Source organism: Nocardia farcinica (genome assembly GCF_029867845.1).
Classification (GTDB): Bacteria; Actinomycetota; Actinomycetes; order Mycobacteriales; family Mycobacteriaceae; genus Nocardia; species Nocardia farcinica_A.
This window is the reverse complement of record NZ_JARWRU010001228.1, coordinates 1-15,127: the sequence shown is the minus strand read 5'-3', so window position 1 is coordinate 15,127 and position 15,127 is coordinate 1. Positions and strand designations below refer to the sequence as shown.

The window sequence follows — 15,127 nt, the reverse complement described above, 5'->3', positions numbered from 1 at the left end:
AGGTCTAGGAAACCACGCGTAGCCGTCGTCAGGCTAGCCGATGTGCCTACCAGCGGGCAACACCACCTCGCAGGTAGATTCCATGAGTCGGCTTATCCTGCCTACCGGCCGCACTGGTTTCTGCGCCCTTCCGCCCTGGAAGGAGATTCGGAAATGTCCAGTGACGTTGACATTCAGGACGCCCCACGTGGGCAGTATCTGAACAACCGGCAGGCCGCCAAGTTGATCGGTGTGCATCCGGTGACGTTGGCGCAGTGGCGGATGAAGGGGCGCGGCCCGAAGTACTCGAAGGTCGGTGACGGCCAGAACGCACCCGTCCGGTACACAGCCGCCGACGTGCACGAGTGGATGCGTCAGTTCAATGTGACGCCGGAGCATTACGTGGGCACGAAGCGGGGTGCGGCGTGACTCATTCCGAAATCGAGCGGGCCATTTTCCTGCGCGTCTTCCATGACCTCATGAAGTCCGAACAGACGATTGCCAAAGAGGACTGCGCCAGGGTAATGGCGGACGGTTCGAAGCTGACCGCTTTTACCGAGTCGAAACAAACACTCGGCACTGTGACTAAATCCAATCCGAAGCCGATCGCGCGTGTCGAAGACGCCGCCGAATTCGAGGACTGGATTCACGCCACATTCCCTGATCGCATCAAAGAGGTCCCCGACTTCGGGCCCGCTGACCAAGTGGCCGCTGTCCTCGCCGAGCACGCCCCGCACCTGTTGCAGGGTGTGCGCCAAGTGATCCCCGAAAGTTTGCGGGAACAAGCACTGCGGATCGCGGCAACCCGAGAGGTTCCCGGCACCCGCATCCACCACCCCGAAGGCGTCATCTCCGTACGCCCCACCGGGGTCGCGCGACAGCTCGTCGCGGACATGCTGGCTGGCCGTGTCGCCATCCCCGCCGGCCTGGCAGGGCGTGAGCTGGAGGACGGGCAGTGACCAATGGGCAGGCAGTGGACGAGCCGGTAGCCGAGGTGGTGGACCCGCCGAAGGTGCCAGTGCATCAGGCGTGGTCGCGGGTCATGGGTGATGTTCAAGCTGTCGGGAAGAACGACCGGAACCGGGATCAGGGTTTCAACTTCCGCGGAATCGATGCGGTTCTCAATGCTGTCGGGCCTGCTCTGCGCACGCATGGGGTGGTGGTGTTGCCGCGTCCGGTGTCGATGGAGGTGGAGCGGTACCAGTCGAAGTCGGGTTCGGCGATGAAGAACGTGACCGTGGAGATGGAGTATCGGGTGATCGGCCCGGCGGGGGACGAGTTCACGGGCAGCTCCTACGGCGAAGCCAGCGATTCGAGCGATAAGGCTGTGGCGAAAGCCCAGTCGGTCGCCTACCGAGTGTTCCTGATTCAGTCGCTCACCATCCCCACTCACGAGCCCGACCCGGACGCGAACAGCCACGAACGGGCAGGCGTGAACAGCGAACCGCAGCGGGCCGCCCGCCCCCAGTCTGAGGCGGAGACGGCGCGGATCGAGTTGGGTCGACTGGTGGACCGGCTCGGTATCGACCGGACTGCTGTCGGCGCCGAGTACTACCGCCTGCATGGGGTGAACATCGAGCACGTCACCGATCCCGCCCCCATCCGGGCGTTGGCGGAGAAGTACCGCAGCGAGCACGCCGCCAGCAACGGTGTCCCCGCTGAGGGTGCGCCCGCGGAACCTGCCGGGGCTCCGGCGTGATGCGGCAGGCGTGGCCGAAGCCGGCGCCCCGCAAACGCCCATCCACTGCTGGCGCTGAGGAACACGGTCGGGAGATCGTGGCGACTCGTTCCGGTGGCAGGTGTGAACGGTGTGGGCAGTTCGGGACGACTGTGCATCACAGGCGGAAGCGGTCGCAGGGTGGGCGCTGGGATGCGTCGAACCTGCTCGCGTTGTGTGGTGATGGTGTTCGCGGATGCCATGGTTGGGCGGAGGCGAACCCGTCGGCCGCGCATGAGGCCGGGTATTGGTTGCGGCACGGCGAACAGTCCACCGCTACCCCAGTGTTGAGGTTGGGCCGGTTGGTGTTGCTCGATGACGACGGGCAAGTGCATGAGCTACCCGCACCGCTTGGGGGTGTGGCGTGATCCATCGCGTGACCAAGTTGTGGTGGCGACTGTTCGGCAAGAAGTACACGTTCGTCTGCCTGAGTCCCACCTGTGACGGCATCTTCTTCACCACCGAAGTGGCCCTATACCGCTACCCCGAGCATCTGCCCCATGTCCACGCCATCACGGGTGTGATGACTTGTCGCCAGTGCGGCATGAAACAGGACTACTTCGAGCATGTGAGCGAACATCGCGGCTGGCGAGGTGCGGCGTGATCACGTGGACTGATCTGTTCGCTGGTGGTGGCGGCTCCTCCGAGGGGTTGCGGCAGGCCGGGCATCGTGTGGAGATCTGCGCGAATCATTGGGATATTGCGGTCGCCACTCATCAGAAGAACCACCCCGAGACCGAGCATGTGTTGGCGAACTTGTCGGAGACTGATTTCCGTACGTTCCCCCGCACCACCGGTTTGTGGGCCTCTCCCTCGTGCGTCTGGCACAGCCGGGCTGGGGGGCGGAAGCAGCCGCCCGCCGAGCTGGAGCGGTTGCGTGCGGATGCTGGCGCGATCGATCGGGCGACAGCGTTCGCGGTGATCGCTGCTGCCGAAGTCCACGGCTATGAGGTGATCATCGTGGAGAACGTTCCCGAGTTCACTCGCTGGTCGTTGTTCGGTTGGTGGCTGGATGGCCTGGCTGCGTTGGGGTATCGGTGTCAGTCCGTGATCCTCGATGCGGCGAAGGTGCCGGGTGGGGTGGCGCAAACCCGGAAGCGGTGGTTCGGGGTGTTCACCCGTGAAGGTGGGGTGGACCTGACTGTCCCTGCTGGCCCGGTCCCTGTGGCGTCGTCGCTGCTCGATCCTGATCGGGGGCAGTTGATGACGCGGCGCCTGTATGTGTCCCCGCAGATCGACCAGATCACTGATGAGGGTGTGCCGCATCTGGTGATGTATCGGAGGAATGCGAAGCCGCGGAGGGCGGATCGGCATCCGTTGGCGACCGTCACTGCCGGCGGGAATCATCACGCGGTCGCGACGGTGACGGGTGAGGGTGTGTTCTATCGGATGCTGACGAATCGGGAGCGGGCGAGGGCGCAGGGGTTCCCGGATTCGTATCAGTGGGTGGGGACATCGGATCAGGTGCGGAAGATGGTTGGCAACGCGGTGGCTGTGCCTGTGGCTACGTTCCTCGCTCGGCGGGTGGCGCAGCGACTAGGTGGTGTGGCGTGAGGGCGGGGGCCGGTGTTGTTGCGGCCCCCGCTTTTATGCGGGTTGACCTGCGGATTCCGCTGAGGGCGAACACGGTTCAAGCGTCAAGATCAGGTATGATGAAAGACGGCCCCAGGTGGGTTCGAGTCGGTGGTGGAAGACCAACTCGTTCCGCGATCCCAGGGCCTAACCCCCTTTGTTTCTCGGACAGAAAGGGGCTAGTAGTGCATGCTACAGCCTATAAAGGATTATTACTCGTTACGGTCCGGCATAACTGTGCCGCCGCTCCCGCCATCGGCGGTGCAGCATGAGTACCGATCTCACTCTCGCCCACGCTCGCGCTGACCGCGACGCCCTGGCCGACCGCACCGACGTACTCGACAAGGTGGGCGTGCTGCGCATGCTGCCCGACGACTTCCACGTCCTCACCGAATCGGTCGCCGAGTTCTATGAGGTGAACGCCGGAACCATCCGGGCGCTGGTGCTCGACAACCGGGACGAACTGGAGAGCGACGGCTACCGGGTCGTCACCCGATCCGCATTCGAGGCGAGTTACCCGAAGCAACTCACCTCCTCTGCCAGCAGGATCGCCGTCTTCCCCCGGCGCGCTGTCCTCCGAGTCGGCATGCTGCTGCGGGATTCGCCCGTCGCCCGCCAGGTGCGGGACATGCTGCTCGACGCCGAGCGGCCCGCTCTGTCCGAAGACGAGATCATTCGTAGTGCCGTCGCGATCCTCGACGGGAGGGTTCGCTCACTGACCGCGACGAACCAGGCGCTCACCGCGAAGATCGCCGAGGATGCATCGAAGGTCAACTATGTCGAGCAGTACGTGGCCGACGCCGACCTGTTGAAGCTCCGAACAGTCGCCGCCGCCAACGATGTGGGCGAGGACTGGCTGCGGGACCTGCTCGTGGACAAGGGCTGGATCTACTTCGAGACCGAGACCCGCTGGTCCGACACCAAGCAATGCAAGGAGACGCGCCGCCGCTACTCGGCGTACGCCCACAAGCGTCCATACTTCCGGCCCGTCGAAGTGCATGAGGCCCCCCGTTTCCGGGGTGAGGTCATGCACACCCTGAAGGTCACCCCTGCTGGCGCTGAGGCCATCGCCCGCCTGATCACTCGTGAGCGTGCGGCATGAGCACCCCGAACTACACCAGCCTCGATGCGTTGAAGTACATGGCCTATCGCGTCACGGACACCGTGAGCTGGACTCTGGACAGCCTCAGCGGGCGCGGCATTTGCAGCGACGAGCACGACGAACTCGCAGCGATCGACGCCATGCGCGACGAGGTGAAGGAAGTGCTCGGCCCGCTGGTCGAACAGTGGGGTCGCTACTCCGATGGCCGCGAGGTCAGGACGCGCGTGGAGATCGAGCGCGGCCACATCTTCGATCACCTCTGGCACCCGGACCCGGCCAAAGACGACGAGTCGTACGTCATCACGGGAGACCGGACCGCCGACCCCGGCGAGGATCGCGGCACCTACGAAATCACCATCACGCCACCGCAGTCGGTGACCGTGAAGCTGTTCCCGCCGAAGCTGCGGGCGGTGAAGCCATGATCCGGGACGCCCTGTTGTTGGAGGCACACACTCCTGTCCTCGATGCATGGCCCGTAGTCGGCTTGCACTCCCACACCGCCGAGCAGCCGTGCGACGACACGTGCACGGTCTACAACCGGACGGGCGGTGCGGCATGAGGGACGACGGTAAGGCTCCCGTGCTTGCCCTCGAGGACACCGACCACGGGTTCGTGTGGGGTCCGGTGGAAGTCGCCCGTACCGCCGTCATTGATCGGCGGGTGGTGCTGCGGATCGAGACCGCTGCCGGTCAGGAGATCACTGTGTACGTGTCCGGGACGGGCCGGTCATTGCGCGTGTTCAAGGACGGCACCGAACTGACGGCTGGGGGTGCGGCATGAGCACCTGTATTCCGTGCATGGATGGCGACCACGCGCGGTGCAGGTACATCACCAATCGGGACTGTGTGTGCGTGTGCGAGGGGCCGACGAGCCGCCGCGGGCAGCAGCGCGCCAGCGTGGGGCAGCATTGGAGTCCGGTCGTTGTGGCCGCAGCGAAGGCGATGTACAAACGCCTCCGTGTCGCGGACCCTGACCTGCCGAAGTGGAAGCGGCTCGACATCGACAGCACCGACCACTACTGCATAGCGGCACAGGACGCGATCGAGGCGTTCCACCGTGCCGCTATCGAGCCAGTGGAGGTGGAGCTGTGAGGGATCTGCTCACGATCGTCCGCCGCCTGCCGGATCTGCGGCCGTCGGTGCGGCGCCGATACCCAGCCACTGCGCTGCCGTGGGCTCGCTGCCATTGCGGTGACCTCGCCGAGTATCGGATCAGTGGTGTGGATTGGTGTTCGCCCTGCAAGTACGCCGGACACGAGAGCTGTGAATGCAGCGATCCCGACGGATGGGGGTAGGGTCGATGACCAGCCTCCACCCTTCTCAATTGACCGACGGATTCAGCCGTCACGACACCGGGATCGACCCGGACACGGAGACATCCATGAACGACAAGGCTCCTCTGCCGACCCTTCCTGACGAACTGTGGGAGACCGCTGCCAAGCGTCCCGCTGGTACCCGCTTCACCCAGATCCCGCACTGGCTCCTCGATGCCGGCGCGTCCCGTGTGGCGGTGAAGGTGTGGGATGCGATCGCCCGCCTGATGAACCGTAAGACCCGTTCGGGGTTCCCGAAGCGGAAGACGATCGCGGAGTTGATCGGCATGTCCCCTTCTGCTGTGGACCGGGGTCTGCGGGAGTTGCGGCGGCTCGGTGCCCTGGTGTCGCGGCCCCGCTGGCGGGAGGACGGTGGCCGCTCGAGCAACGACTACCTCCTGTTGTGGGCACCATTGGAGAAGGTGTTGACCAGCGGAAACGTGTCGACCCCCCTCGTTAAAAATGACGAGGCCCCATCGTCAGGAATGACGAGCCCCCCGGCCCCCGAACGGGTACCCGGCGACACGGGTTCGGCCACCGGGGGGGATGCATCTACCAGCGGAGAAACCCCGGACCCCCTCGTCAAAAGTGACGACCCGATCGGGCAGTTGATCCAGAGCTATCTAGAGGAGGGGGTATCTAGAGGGCCGGTCGCGCCGAGCATCGAGCCTGCGGTAGCGGGCGGGGACACTCCTCCCCCCTCCACTTGCCCCACTCATCCCAATGGCACACCGGATGCGTGCGGGGCGTGCGGATGGCATCGACGCAACAGGATCGCTTGGGACACGGCACAGGCTGAGAAGGCCGCTGCCGAACGTGTAGAGGCTGAGCGGGAACGGGCTGCCGAACAGGCTGCCGAGGAGCAGGAACGGGCGTTGGCCGCTATCGACGCCTGCACCCTGTGCGACGACCTGGGCCGCCGCGACGGTTCGACCTGTGATCACCGGGACCATCGCGTCCGCCGCGCTGCTGTAGCCACGGTCCGCGCTGAACTGTCCGCCAAGCCCCGCCGCTACTCGATGCCTCGCTGGAGGGAGCGCCGCCGCCCCGCCGACCTCACCCTCCCCGCCCCCGCTCCTGTGCTGGGGGTGACGGCGTGAGCGCCCCGGACACCCCCACCTCCGCCGAACTGGAGGCGTGCCGCACCTGGTGCCGGGGCACGGGATGGCTTCACCGCCCCGACGCGGAAGCCCCCGTCCCCTGCCTCGTCCACAAACCCCACCTGCGGATGGGGACGCTGTTCACCAACGACTCCGACCCGAAGTCCCGACACAAGCCGATGACCGCTGCCCCCGCCGCGATCGTCCCGCCGCCCGGAGGTGAACCCCGATGACCGGAATCCCCATCCGTCGCCGGGTCATCGTCACCGGTAGCCGGGACTGGCCCGACCCTGCCCAGGTGTGGGATGAACTCGACGCGGTCGCCGACCTCCTGTACCCCGGCGACACATTGACGGTGGTGCACGGCGACTGTGGACGGGGCGCGGACGAGGCTGCCGCCCAATGGGTGCACGCCCGCCAGGACATGCCCGGCCCCACCGTGCTCGCCGAACCCCACCCCGCCGACTGGGCAGGGCCGTGCACCGTCGAATGCAAACGCCCGCGACGACAACGCCGGGACGGCACCTGGTACTGCCCCGACGCCGGACCACGCCGCAACGCCGAAATGGTGCGGTCCGGTGCCGAACTGCTCCTCGCCTTCCCGCTCACCCCGAACCGCGCCGACTCCCCCGGCACGTGGGGGTGCCTCGGACTTGCCGCCGCCGCCCGTATCCCGTTCCGCCGCATCTACCCCCGGAGGTGAAGCCGTGTCCTCTGTCGTCCCCATGCATCAACCGAAGTGGGAGCCCGACGCCAACCTCATCGAGGCCGCGATAGCGGGGCGGGTCCACCACGAACAGCTCTCCCAACACGACCGGGCCTGGCTGATCGCGCAACTCACCCACCGCGGAATCACCACCGACACCATCGCCGCATGGCTGCGCTGCTCCCGCCGCACCGTGCAGATGGTCAGGTGCGAACCCGTCGCCGTGCTCACCACGAAACTCCTCGTCGATGAAGCCCGCACCGCCCGCATCTCCACCCGCCCCGCAGGAATCACCCCCCAAGAACACGCCCGCGTCCTCGCCGAAGTCGAACGGTTGAAGGAATCCCGCGGCCAACTCATCGACCAACTCGCAGCAGCACGCCGCATCCAATGCCCGCCCACCGTGTACGTACTCCACCCCACCGGGCCAACTCGCCGGCCCCGCGTAACTGACACCACCCTGCCCCTGTTCGAACTCGGAGACTCCGCCTAACCATGCCCAACCCCATCCCCACCCCCTCCCGACACATCCACACCAGCTTCAAACCGAAAGGCCGCAAACACGCCAAATACGAGATGCGCACAACCCTCGCCGGACTCCCCGGCTACGTCCCCTCCGCCCCCGTCCGCGAACACGTCCACCTCCTCCACGACGACTTCGGGTTGCCCCTCGCATCCATCGCCCGCGACGCCCAAGTCCACTACTCGTGCATCCAGAACATCAACCTCGGCGTATCCGAAACCACCCGCATCCGACACGCCCGCGCCATCATGGCCGTCACCCACACCCCCAACCAGCGCCAGCAGATCGTCCTCGCCATCGGCGCCGCCCGCCGCCTGCACGCCCTGCAAGCGATCGGCTGGACCTTCCCCGCCATCGCCAACGAAATGGGGTACGCACGAGACGCCCTGTACCGGATCAGCCGCTACCGGTTCACCGCATGGGAAACATGGGCCGCCGTCCACGACGTGTACGAGAAGCTGTCCGGCACCCCCTGCACGACAGGCCGGCATCGGTTGGCACGCAACCTCGCTGAACGTGACGGGCATCCCGCGCCTTTGGATTGGGAGGGGTTGGACATCGACGATCCGCGGGTGATGGCGGTGCCGTCCCGCACCACGGTGCCGTCTCGTGCGGAGCGGACTGCTGCGTTGCGGGAGACTGTTGCGGAGTTGCGGGCGGAGGGTTTGGCACCGGTTCAGATCGGGCAGCGGATGGGGTTGCATCCGCGCACGATCGAGAGGGCAATCGTTGAGGACAGACACGCCGCCGCATCCTGATTGACCGCCAGCATGTGAGTGTGTACCGTCAGGTTTGTTCGAGGGATGGAGCCCTCACCGCTGGGGAAGGAGCCCTGATGCATCAACTCACCGACTGGTCACCGCTCGGCGTGCATGTCGTCACCGACAATCGCGGTCGGGTGGCGTTGGTGGATCATGACCTTACGCTGCTGGAAGGCCCCGTCCCGATGACAGATCGCGATGCTGTCGCGGCGTTGTCGGATTGGTTGTGCGGGTACATTCTCGACACCATTCCGGCCACCGGATCGGATGGCTGAAACCCGCTAGTCGTTTCGCTTGTGACGGCATGCACCCGTGTGTATAGTCACTTTTGTTCGAGGGATAGAGCCCTCACTCACCACCCGGAAGGAACCGGATGAACCACCCCCTTCTCCATGTCGGAGACTGCTACCGCGAAACCACCCCGGCTGGTGTTCGCGTCCTCCGTGTCGACGCCATCGGCGACCCCATCCCGTTGTGCGATGACAGCTGCCGCGAGATCTTCTGCACCGTCATCAGGCATGAATGCGGCGGAACCGTCACCGAACCCATGACCGCCACCCATGTCCGCGCACGGCAGTTGCTGTCCGGCGCGTACACCGCCGAGGAGATCTGATGGCCCGCCGCGAATACGTGAGCCGCTTCCCCTGCGCCGCAACCGAGTACACCCCAACACCTGACACCCCCGAGAAGGGAAACCCCTGATGCGTCCTGACCACTTCACCCCCGACCCTGCCGCGAAGGTCGAACCGTCCGCCGCTGCCCGCAAGTTCGGGGCCCACCTGTACGACTACTACGCCGCGATGATCCAGGCCGGGTTCAGCGAAGCCCAGGCGTTGCAGATCATCGGTCACGTCATCGCCTCCGCCGCCCCGAAGAACCAGTGACCGCACCGACCGTGTCCCGCCGCTCCGACGAGCTGGACCGCGCCACCACCACTGTCCTCAACGAGCAAGGTGAGGGAAGCCGTCTGATCGGGTGGGCGTTCGACGGCCACACCCTCCACACCGCATTCACCATCAGTCTCGACCCGGACACGCCGACGGACATGTGGCCGACCGTCATCGAACACGCCGCCACCGCCGCGTTGGATCAGCATCACGCCCACCCCACCGCCCTCCCGATCGTCGCCTACACACTGCGCCTGGACAGCACCATCAGCGTCCCCTACTCGCTCGTCGTCACCGCGGACGCGGGCGGGTCAGTGCAGATGTCATGGAAGGACCGCGAAGGCAACATCCGCCCCAGCCTGGGCAGTGACCTCGCCGACCTGGTGCAGAAGTTGGCGCGCACCACCGGAGAGCGATACCTCACCATCACCGCAGCAACGGTCGGGGCCGGCCAGTGAACCAGCCCCCGAATCAGGTCGCGGCGAAGACGATCACGTTGCGTGGTCATGGTGTCGCCATCACCCTGCCGCATGATGCGAGCGGCGCCCAGTTGGCGGAGGCCGCGACCGCGATCAATGAACGCCAATACAGCCGACTCCCGCTGTGGTGGCTGTCGTTCTGCGACCCGGAGAAGGCCCCACCCCGCGAGGAGCAGCGACCAGGTGGACCCAGTTGGTTGGGTGCGTGCATCGTCCCCGGTTACAGCTTCATCGAAGCCATCGACAATGCCTGGGCTCTCGGCTGTTACCCCGGCGGCGACGTGTCCGCCCTCCCCACCACCGCACCGGACGGCTCGTGGATCGGGCGCCTCCTTACCGCTGAGGACGTGGACCGCATCGACGAGATCGAGAAGCACGCCCCGGCGGTGGAGGCGCAGTGACAGCGATCTGGTTCTGTAGCGATCTGCACATTCACCACGGGATGGTCGCAGGGCTGCGTGGGTTCGCCGATGTCGACGACCATGACGCCGCAGTAGCCGCCAACTGGGATCGCCTCGTCCGCCCCGGCATCAAGCATCTGGTGTCGGGCAACCATGACGAAACACATCCGATGCGGTCCCGTGCACACAAGCGGATGCGACGTTGGCTGGACGTGTTCGAGACAGTGCAGTCCGTAGCCACGCTCCGCATCGCCGGGCAGCGTGTCCTGCTGTCGCACTTCCCGTACCGGGACGACCCGGACGGCGACCACGCCCCAGAGAGCCGACACGCCGAATGGCGGATGCCCGACACCGGGCAATGGCTGCTCCACGGACACACCCATTCCCACATCCAGGTGCGGGGCAGGCAAATCCATGTCGGCCTCGACGCCCACCAACTCCGACCCGTTCCCCTCCCCTGGGTCGCTGACACCATCTCGAAAGGACACACCCATGTGCGTTCGTGAACTCCTCGCCCCCTACCTCTTCCACCCGGTCGTCACTCTCGAGCAGACCCTCCCCGTCTTCACCGCACCCATCGGAGTCTGGAAGTGGTGACCGCTGCCCCCACCCGAATCCCTGCCCGACACGCCGACCACCCGACACGCCCTGACGGTCGGCCCGTCTGGCAGACCTTCGCCCTTATCGCCGTCTTCATCATCACCATCCCCATCGGTGTCGGCATCGGCGCACTCGTGTTCACCGCGATCTGGGCGACCCTCCCCCAACTGATCGGGTCCGCAGTTACCGCACTCCTGTCCATCATCGTCGGCGGGGCCATCCTCGCCGGCCTCCTCTGGAAGTGGAGCCGTTGAGCACCATCGAAGCTGCCCTGTTCGCCCTCCTGTCCGTGTCACTCCTCGTACTGGGCGCCCTGATCCCCATCGCCTGGGCGGTGTTCACCGGCCGCTACCGAAATGTGGGCTAGTGCTCCGCCCTTCAGGGCGGGGGTGAAGGCCCACGCGGGAGGGCCGCCAAGGCCCGAGCGTGCCCTAGACGGGACGGTCCTGCTGTTCGATGTACTGGCGCAGGATCGACAAGGGGGCACCGCCTACCGAGCCCGCGAAGTAGGAACCCGACCACAAGCGTTGCGCACGCCAATAGTGCTGGACCAGTTCGGGGAACTCTTGCCGCATCCGCCGCGACGACACCCCTTTGAGCGAGTTCACCAGTTTCGACAGGGCAACTTTCGGGGGGAAGTTCACGAGGAGGTGGACATGGTTGGACTCGCCGTTGAACTCGACGAGTTCGCATTCGAAGTCTGCGCACACCGCCCGCATGATCTCTTCCATCCGTTCGAGGTGGCGTGCGGCGAACACCCGATGCCGGTACTTGGTGACGAAAACCAAGTGTGCATGGAGAGCGAAAACACAGTGCCTACCTGTGCGTATCTCATTGCTGTTGTCCATAAACCAACTGTAGGCTGTGGGTGTGCAGCTTCGGTACAACTTCCGCGTCTATCCGACGCCCGGCCAGCAGATCAAGCTGGCGCAGGCGTTCGGGTGTGCGCGCGTGGTGTACAACGATGCACTCGCGGCGCGGATGGAAGCATTCGAGAAGGGCGAACGGATCAGCGACGCCGAACTGTCGAAGCGTCTCACCGCAGCGAAGGCCACCCCGGAACGGGCATGGCTGGGCGAAGTGTCGTCCGTCGTGTTGCAGCAGGCGTTGGCCGACCTGAACACCGCCTACCGGAACTTCTTCGCCTCGGTCACGGGGAAGCGGAAGGGCGCACGAATCGGACTACCCCGGTTCCGTTCTCGCAGGGACACGCGGCAGGCGATCCGGTTCACGAAGAACGCCCGGTTCGCGATCACGGCGGGCCGCAAGTTGCGGTTGCCGAAGATCGGCGACCTCAAGGTGACATGGTCGCGGGAGCTGCCCTCGGAGCCGTCGTCGGTGACGATCATCAAGGATGCGGCGGGCCGCTACTTCGCATCGTTCGTTGTGCAGGTGGACGATCAGCCGTTGCCGCCGATCGAGTCCGAGGTGGGTATCGACCTCGGCTTGACCACGTTCGCGGTGATGTCGAACGGGAAGACGATCGAGTCCCCGCGTTTCCTGCGGCAGGCCGAACGACGGTTGCGGAAGGCACAACAGGCCCTGTCCCGCAAGGAGAAGGGATCGGCGAACCGGGCGAAGGCTCGGGTGAAAGTTGCTCGCGCGCACGCCAAGGTTGGGGATACGCGGCGGGACTGGGCCCACAAGCATTCGACACGGATCATCCGCGAGAACCAAGCGGTGTACGTGGAGGACTTGTGCGTGAAGGGTCTCGCCCGCACCCGGTTGGCGAAGTCGGTGCACGATGCGGGCTGGTCGATGTTCGTCACCATGCTGGAGGAGAAAGCCGCCCGGTATGGGCGAACCTTCGGGAAGGTCGACCGCTGGTTCCCCTCCACCCGCATGTGCTCCAACTGTGGCGTGATCGGGGAGAAGAAACCCCTGCACGTCCGCGAATGGACGTGTGGGTGCGGCACGACGCACGACCGCGATTGGAATGCGGCGATCAACATACTCACGGCCGGACGGGCCGGGAGTCTAACTGCCTGCGGAGGGACCGTAAGTCCAGCCGCTTAGCGGAAGGCAGGTCCCTGTGAAACAGGAACCCACCGGAGAACCGCAAGGTTCAGGAGGAATCCCGGTCCCTTCAGGGCCGGGAGGACGTCAACGACTCGCCGCCATCACCCAGGAGAAGAACTGATGCTGCTCGAATTCCACGACCCTTCCGGTGCTGTGATCCTGGTGGACCCGACCACGATCGAAGCTGTCACCCCGTACGAGACGACAGTGGTGATTGGGATCGATCCGGTCAGCCTGTCCACCGGCGCCAGCATCTACACCCGGAACCGGCCGGAACCGATCAACGTCCGCGAGACCACAGGCGAGGTCCGGGACCGCCTCGCCGAACACGCCCAGCGCCTCGGACTCGCCGACGCCACCCCCATCGGCCCCGCCGTTGAGACCGGCGGTCTCGGCTTCGACACCCTCACCGAGTAGCGGTCATGCCGTGGTGGCAGCGGTACGAGGAGTGCGCTGACCGGGGTGCACACTGGCGACAGTTCAAGGGCGACGGCTGCCACCACTGCCGCCGCACCGAGGAAATACGGATCGCCGAAGCTTGCGCAGCTGCCAGTGCGTACGGGCGGACGCGGGCGAGGTTGCACCCCTCCCCTGCAACCTCACCGGTATGGGCATCCACAACAACGACAGGGGTTGCTGATGGCGACCCCCCGCAAACCCGAACACTTGAAGAAGCGGAAGGGTCCGCCGAAGGGTAACGCTGTCGCGTCCCCGAAGGTGATGGCGAAGCATCAACAGGCTGCGGACCTCGCTGTGAAGGGGTGGACGTACAGCGAGATCGCGGCCGAGCTGGGCTACACAAACCCCGCCTCTGCACGGTACGCGGTGAACGCGCACTTCAAACGCGCCGCCACCGAAGCCGCTGAACACCTGCGCCCCCGGTACACGGCTCGCGCGGAACTGCTGTGGCGGCACGCTGTCACAGTCATGTTGGAAGGCGTCGCTGGCGGTGATCTCGACCGGTTCGAGAAGGGGCATCGGGCGGCGGAGAAGGCGCTCGGCCGGCTGATGATGCTGGGTGGGTTCACCGGCCCGAATGTGACTGTGAACCAGGTGAGTATGGGGGCGGAGGCTTCATCGTCGCTGGATGAGTTGAAGGCTGAGTTCCTGCGGTTGATGGAGAAGGGGCAAGCCATCGAGGGGCAGGTGGTGGAGGTGGCCGACACGCCTTGAAATGTTTCGGGCCAACCCCTTGCCGCCGTGCACATGCGTGTGTACCGTCATAGGTGTTCGAGGGATAAGCCCTCACTCTGAACCGGAAGGAACCGGATCTGTGAAACTCTTGCACCGCATCACCGACAGCCTCGCCGCTGACGTGCTGCTCCTGCTGCTCCTCATCGCCGCCGTCATCGCTCTCGGCCACTACCTTTCGACCGGCGGCACCCTGTGACCAGCCCGAAGATCACCCACGCCAGCGAGTACGTCACCTACAGCGAACTCCTCGCCTTGCAGGACGCCGCCGAACGAGCCGAAATGTACGTCAACCTCGGCGGTCGCTGGGAAGCGAACTATTACGCGGCCCTCGAACGAGTGACCGCCGCCCGCACCACCTTCGAACGGCAGCGTGCTGAGGAGGAGAAGCGGCGGGCCGAGCAGGAGGAACGCGAACGCCGCCGCCGCGAGTACGAGCGGTACGTCCGCACCCTCGACCGCACCCGAGGCGCAGCGTAACCACCCCCCACCCGGGGGGGGGGGGGGCGCCCGCCCCGGGGGGGGGGGGGCGGCGGGGGGGGGGGGCGGCCGCCGGGGGGGCCGGGGCCGGGGGGGGGCGCCCGTGGGGGGTTTGGGCCCCCCCCCGGGGGGGGGGGGCGCCCCCCCCCCCCCCCCCCCTACCGTGCGCGGGCATGGCACTCACACCCGAGCGATACCGCAAACGGCCAGTCGAGATCGAAGCCGTCCAACTCACCAACCGCGTCACCCCCGACGAGGTAGCCCGATGGTGCGGCGGGCGAGTCACCTTCCCCGGCGG

The 15,127-nt window shown here is 65.9% G+C and carries 26 protein-coding genes; 25 read left to right on the top strand and 1 reads right to left on the bottom strand.

From position 1 onward, the window contains the following. Window positions 1–153: 153 nt before the first annotated feature. The 21 genes from QH283_RS27305 (at window position 154) to QH283_RS27210 (ending at window position 11,393) form a co-directional block, all read left to right on the top strand. Window positions 154–408: a helix-turn-helix transcriptional regulator gene (locus tag QH283_RS27305; protein WP_280505803.1), complete on the top strand. Its 255-nt coding sequence runs from the start codon at window positions 154–156 to the stop codon at window positions 406–408. Next, window positions 405–938: a hypothetical protein gene (locus tag QH283_RS27300; protein WP_280505802.1), complete on the top strand. Its 534-nt coding sequence runs from the start codon at window positions 405–407 to the stop codon at window positions 936–938. Before QH283_RS27305 ends, QH283_RS27300 begins: the two co-directional genes overlap by 4 nt. After that, window positions 935–1,678, top strand: coding sequence for an ERF family protein (locus tag QH283_RS27295; RefSeq protein WP_280505801.1), 744 nt, complete (start codon window positions 935–937; stop codon window positions 1,676–1,678). The genes QH283_RS27300 and QH283_RS27295 overlap by 4 nt, the downstream gene beginning before the upstream one ends. After that, a complete protein-coding gene (locus QH283_RS30395) occupies window positions 1,678–2,064 on the top strand; it encodes an HNH endonuclease (protein ID WP_432420793.1) in 387 nt (128 codons plus the stop codon). The genes QH283_RS27295 and QH283_RS30395 overlap by 1 nt, the downstream gene beginning before the upstream one ends. An 8-nt stretch (window positions 2,065–2,072) precedes the next feature. Beyond that, complete coding sequence (locus QH283_RS27290) at window positions 2,073–2,300, top strand: hypothetical protein (RefSeq protein ID WP_280505800.1); 228 nt, start codon at window positions 2,073–2,075, stop codon at window positions 2,298–2,300. Next, entirely contained in the window at window positions 2,297–3,250 is a 954-nt protein-coding gene (locus tag QH283_RS27285) for a DNA cytosine methyltransferase (RefSeq protein ID WP_280505799.1), read from the top strand. The genes QH283_RS27290 and QH283_RS27285 overlap by 4 nt, the downstream gene beginning before the upstream one ends. Before the next feature lie 286 nt (window positions 3,251–3,536). Then, window positions 3,537–4,370 carry a phage antirepressor KilAC domain-containing protein gene (locus QH283_RS27280; RefSeq protein ID WP_280505798.1) on the top strand — a complete coding sequence of 278 codons (834 nt, stop codon included), beginning with the start codon at window positions 3,537–3,539 and terminating at the stop codon, window positions 4,368–4,370. Continuing rightward, window positions 4,367–4,792 (top strand): hypothetical protein, encoded by a 426-nt coding sequence (locus tag QH283_RS27275; RefSeq protein ID WP_280505797.1) that lies wholly within the window; start codon window positions 4,367–4,369, stop codon window positions 4,790–4,792. The genes QH283_RS27280 and QH283_RS27275 overlap by 4 nt, the downstream gene beginning before the upstream one ends. Window positions 4,793–4,949: 157 nt before the next feature. Beyond that, the gene (locus QH283_RS27270; protein ID WP_280505796.1) at window positions 4,950–5,150 is read left to right on the top strand and encodes a hypothetical protein; all 201 of its coding nucleotides are present in this window, start codon (window positions 4,950–4,952) and stop codon (window positions 5,148–5,150) included. Window positions 5,151–5,293: 143 nt separating this feature from the next. Continuing rightward, window positions 5,294–5,461, top strand: a complete 168-nt coding sequence (locus QH283_RS27265) for a hypothetical protein (protein WP_280505795.1) — start codon at window positions 5,294–5,296, stop codon at window positions 5,459–5,461. 208 nt (window positions 5,462–5,669) lie between these two features. Beyond that, window positions 5,670–6,782 carry a hypothetical protein gene (locus QH283_RS27260; protein ID WP_280505794.1) on the top strand — a complete coding sequence of 371 codons (1,113 nt, stop codon included), beginning with the start codon at window positions 5,670–5,672 and terminating at the stop codon, window positions 6,780–6,782. A gap of 229 nt (window positions 6,783–7,011) precedes the next feature. Beyond that, complete coding sequence (locus tag QH283_RS27255) at window positions 7,012–7,485, top strand: SLOG family protein (RefSeq protein ID WP_280505793.1); 474 nt, start codon at window positions 7,012–7,014, stop codon at window positions 7,483–7,485. A gap of 4 nt (window positions 7,486–7,489) precedes the next feature. After that, window positions 7,490–7,981, top strand: a complete 492-nt coding sequence (locus QH283_RS27250; protein WP_280505792.1) for a hypothetical protein — start codon at window positions 7,490–7,492, stop codon at window positions 7,979–7,981. Between the two features lie 2 nt (window positions 7,982–7,983). Next, on the top strand, window positions 7,984–8,769 hold the full coding sequence (locus tag QH283_RS27245) for a helix-turn-helix domain-containing protein (RefSeq protein WP_280505791.1): 786 nt from the start codon (window positions 7,984–7,986) through the stop codon (window positions 8,767–8,769). A gap of 77 nt (window positions 8,770–8,846) precedes the next feature. Then, window positions 8,847–9,047, top strand: a complete 201-nt coding sequence (locus QH283_RS27240; protein ID WP_280505790.1) for a hypothetical protein — start codon at window positions 8,847–8,849, stop codon at window positions 9,045–9,047. Window positions 9,048–9,145: 98 nt separating this feature from the next. Further along, entirely contained in the window at window positions 9,146–9,385 is a 240-nt protein-coding gene (locus QH283_RS27235; protein ID WP_280505789.1) for a hypothetical protein, read from the top strand. 88 nt (window positions 9,386–9,473) lie between these two features. Beyond that, the gene (locus tag QH283_RS27230; protein ID WP_280505788.1) at window positions 9,474–9,656 is read left to right on the top strand and encodes a hypothetical protein; all 183 of its coding nucleotides are present in this window, start codon (window positions 9,474–9,476) and stop codon (window positions 9,654–9,656) included. Continuing rightward, window positions 9,653–10,117, top strand: a complete 465-nt coding sequence (locus QH283_RS27225) for a hypothetical protein (RefSeq protein ID WP_280505787.1) — start codon at window positions 9,653–9,655, stop codon at window positions 10,115–10,117. Before QH283_RS27230 ends, QH283_RS27225 begins: the two co-directional genes overlap by 4 nt. Further along, entirely contained in the window at window positions 10,114–10,539 is a 426-nt protein-coding gene (locus tag QH283_RS27220) for a hypothetical protein (protein ID WP_280505786.1), read from the top strand. Before QH283_RS27225 ends, QH283_RS27220 begins: the two co-directional genes overlap by 4 nt. Then, complete coding sequence (locus QH283_RS27215; protein ID WP_280505785.1) at window positions 10,536–11,045, top strand: hypothetical protein; 510 nt, start codon at window positions 10,536–10,538, stop codon at window positions 11,043–11,045. The genes QH283_RS27220 and QH283_RS27215 overlap by 4 nt, the downstream gene beginning before the upstream one ends. Window positions 11,046–11,132: 87 nt before the next feature. Beyond that, window positions 11,133–11,393: a hypothetical protein gene (locus QH283_RS27210; protein WP_280505784.1), complete on the top strand. Its 261-nt coding sequence runs from the start codon at window positions 11,133–11,135 to the stop codon at window positions 11,391–11,393. Between the two features lie 177 nt (window positions 11,394–11,570). On the opposite strand, the gene tnpA is transcribed toward QH283_RS27210, so the two are convergent. Further along, window positions 11,571–11,987: an IS200/IS605 family transposase gene (tnpA, locus tag QH283_RS27205; RefSeq protein ID WP_280505783.1), complete on the bottom strand. Its 417-nt coding sequence runs from the start codon at window positions 11,985–11,987 to the stop codon at window positions 11,571–11,573. A gap of 22 nt (window positions 11,988–12,009) precedes the next feature. Here tnpA and QH283_RS27200 point away from each other — a divergent pair, with 22 nt between their 5' ends. The 4 genes from QH283_RS27200 (at window position 12,010) to QH283_RS27185 (ending at window position 14,829) form a co-directional block, all read left to right on the top strand. Continuing rightward, the gene (locus QH283_RS27200) at window positions 12,010–13,155 is read left to right on the top strand and encodes an RNA-guided endonuclease InsQ/TnpB family protein (RefSeq protein ID WP_280505782.1); all 1,146 of its coding nucleotides are present in this window, start codon (window positions 12,010–12,012) and stop codon (window positions 13,153–13,155) included. A gap of 123 nt (window positions 13,156–13,278) precedes the next feature. Next, a complete protein-coding gene (locus QH283_RS27195; RefSeq protein WP_280505781.1) occupies window positions 13,279–13,575 on the top strand; it encodes a hypothetical protein in 297 nt (98 codons plus the stop codon). 303 nt (window positions 13,576–13,878) lie between these two features. Further along, entirely contained in the window at window positions 13,879–14,331 is a 453-nt protein-coding gene (locus QH283_RS27190; protein WP_280505780.1) for a hypothetical protein, read from the top strand. A gap of 213 nt (window positions 14,332–14,544) precedes the next feature. Then, window positions 14,545–14,829 (top strand): hypothetical protein, encoded by a 285-nt coding sequence (locus QH283_RS27185; RefSeq protein WP_280505779.1) that lies wholly within the window; start codon window positions 14,545–14,547, stop codon window positions 14,827–14,829. Window positions 14,830–15,127: the final 298 nt, after the last annotated feature.

Bases quoted from the DNA above. Each gene is read 5' to 3' on its own strand.
- QH283_RS27305 (WP_280505803.1), top strand. From the start codon at position 154: ATGTCCAGTGACGTTGACATTCAGGACGCCCCACGTGGGCAGTATCTG.
- QH283_RS30395 (WP_432420793.1), top strand. From the start codon at position 1,678: ATGCGGCAGGCGTGGCCGAAGCCGGCGCCCCGCAAACGCCCATCCACT.
- QH283_RS27280 (WP_280505798.1), top strand. From the start codon at position 3,537: ATGAGTACCGATCTCACTCTCGCCCACGCTCGCGCTGACCGCGACGCC.
- QH283_RS27275 (WP_280505797.1), top strand. From the start codon at position 4,367: ATGAGCACCCCGAACTACACCAGCCTCGATGCGTTGAAGTACATGGCC.
- QH283_RS27260 (WP_280505794.1), top strand. From the start codon at position 5,670: ATGACCAGCCTCCACCCTTCTCAATTGACCGACGGATTCAGCCGTCAC.
- QH283_RS27255 (WP_280505793.1), top strand. From the start codon at position 7,012: ATGACCGGAATCCCCATCCGTCGCCGGGTCATCGTCACCGGTAGCCGG.
- QH283_RS27245 (WP_280505791.1), top strand. From the start codon at position 7,984: ATGCCCAACCCCATCCCCACCCCCTCCCGACACATCCACACCAGCTTC.
- QH283_RS27240 (WP_280505790.1), top strand. From the start codon at position 8,847: ATGCATCAACTCACCGACTGGTCACCGCTCGGCGTGCATGTCGTCACC.
- QH283_RS27235 (WP_280505789.1), top strand. From the start codon at position 9,146: ATGAACCACCCCCTTCTCCATGTCGGAGACTGCTACCGCGAAACCACC.
- QH283_RS27230 (WP_280505788.1), top strand. From the start codon at position 9,474: ATGCGTCCTGACCACTTCACCCCCGACCCTGCCGCGAAGGTCGAACCG.
- tnpA (WP_280505783.1), bottom strand. From the start codon at position 11,987: ATGGACAACAGCAATGAGATACGCACAGGTAGGCACTGTGTTTTCGCT.
- QH283_RS27195 (WP_280505781.1), top strand. From the start codon at position 13,279: ATGCTGCTCGAATTCCACGACCCTTCCGGTGCTGTGATCCTGGTGGAC.
- QH283_RS27190 (WP_280505780.1), top strand. From the start codon at position 13,879: ATGGCGAAGCATCAACAGGCTGCGGACCTCGCTGTGAAGGGGTGGACG.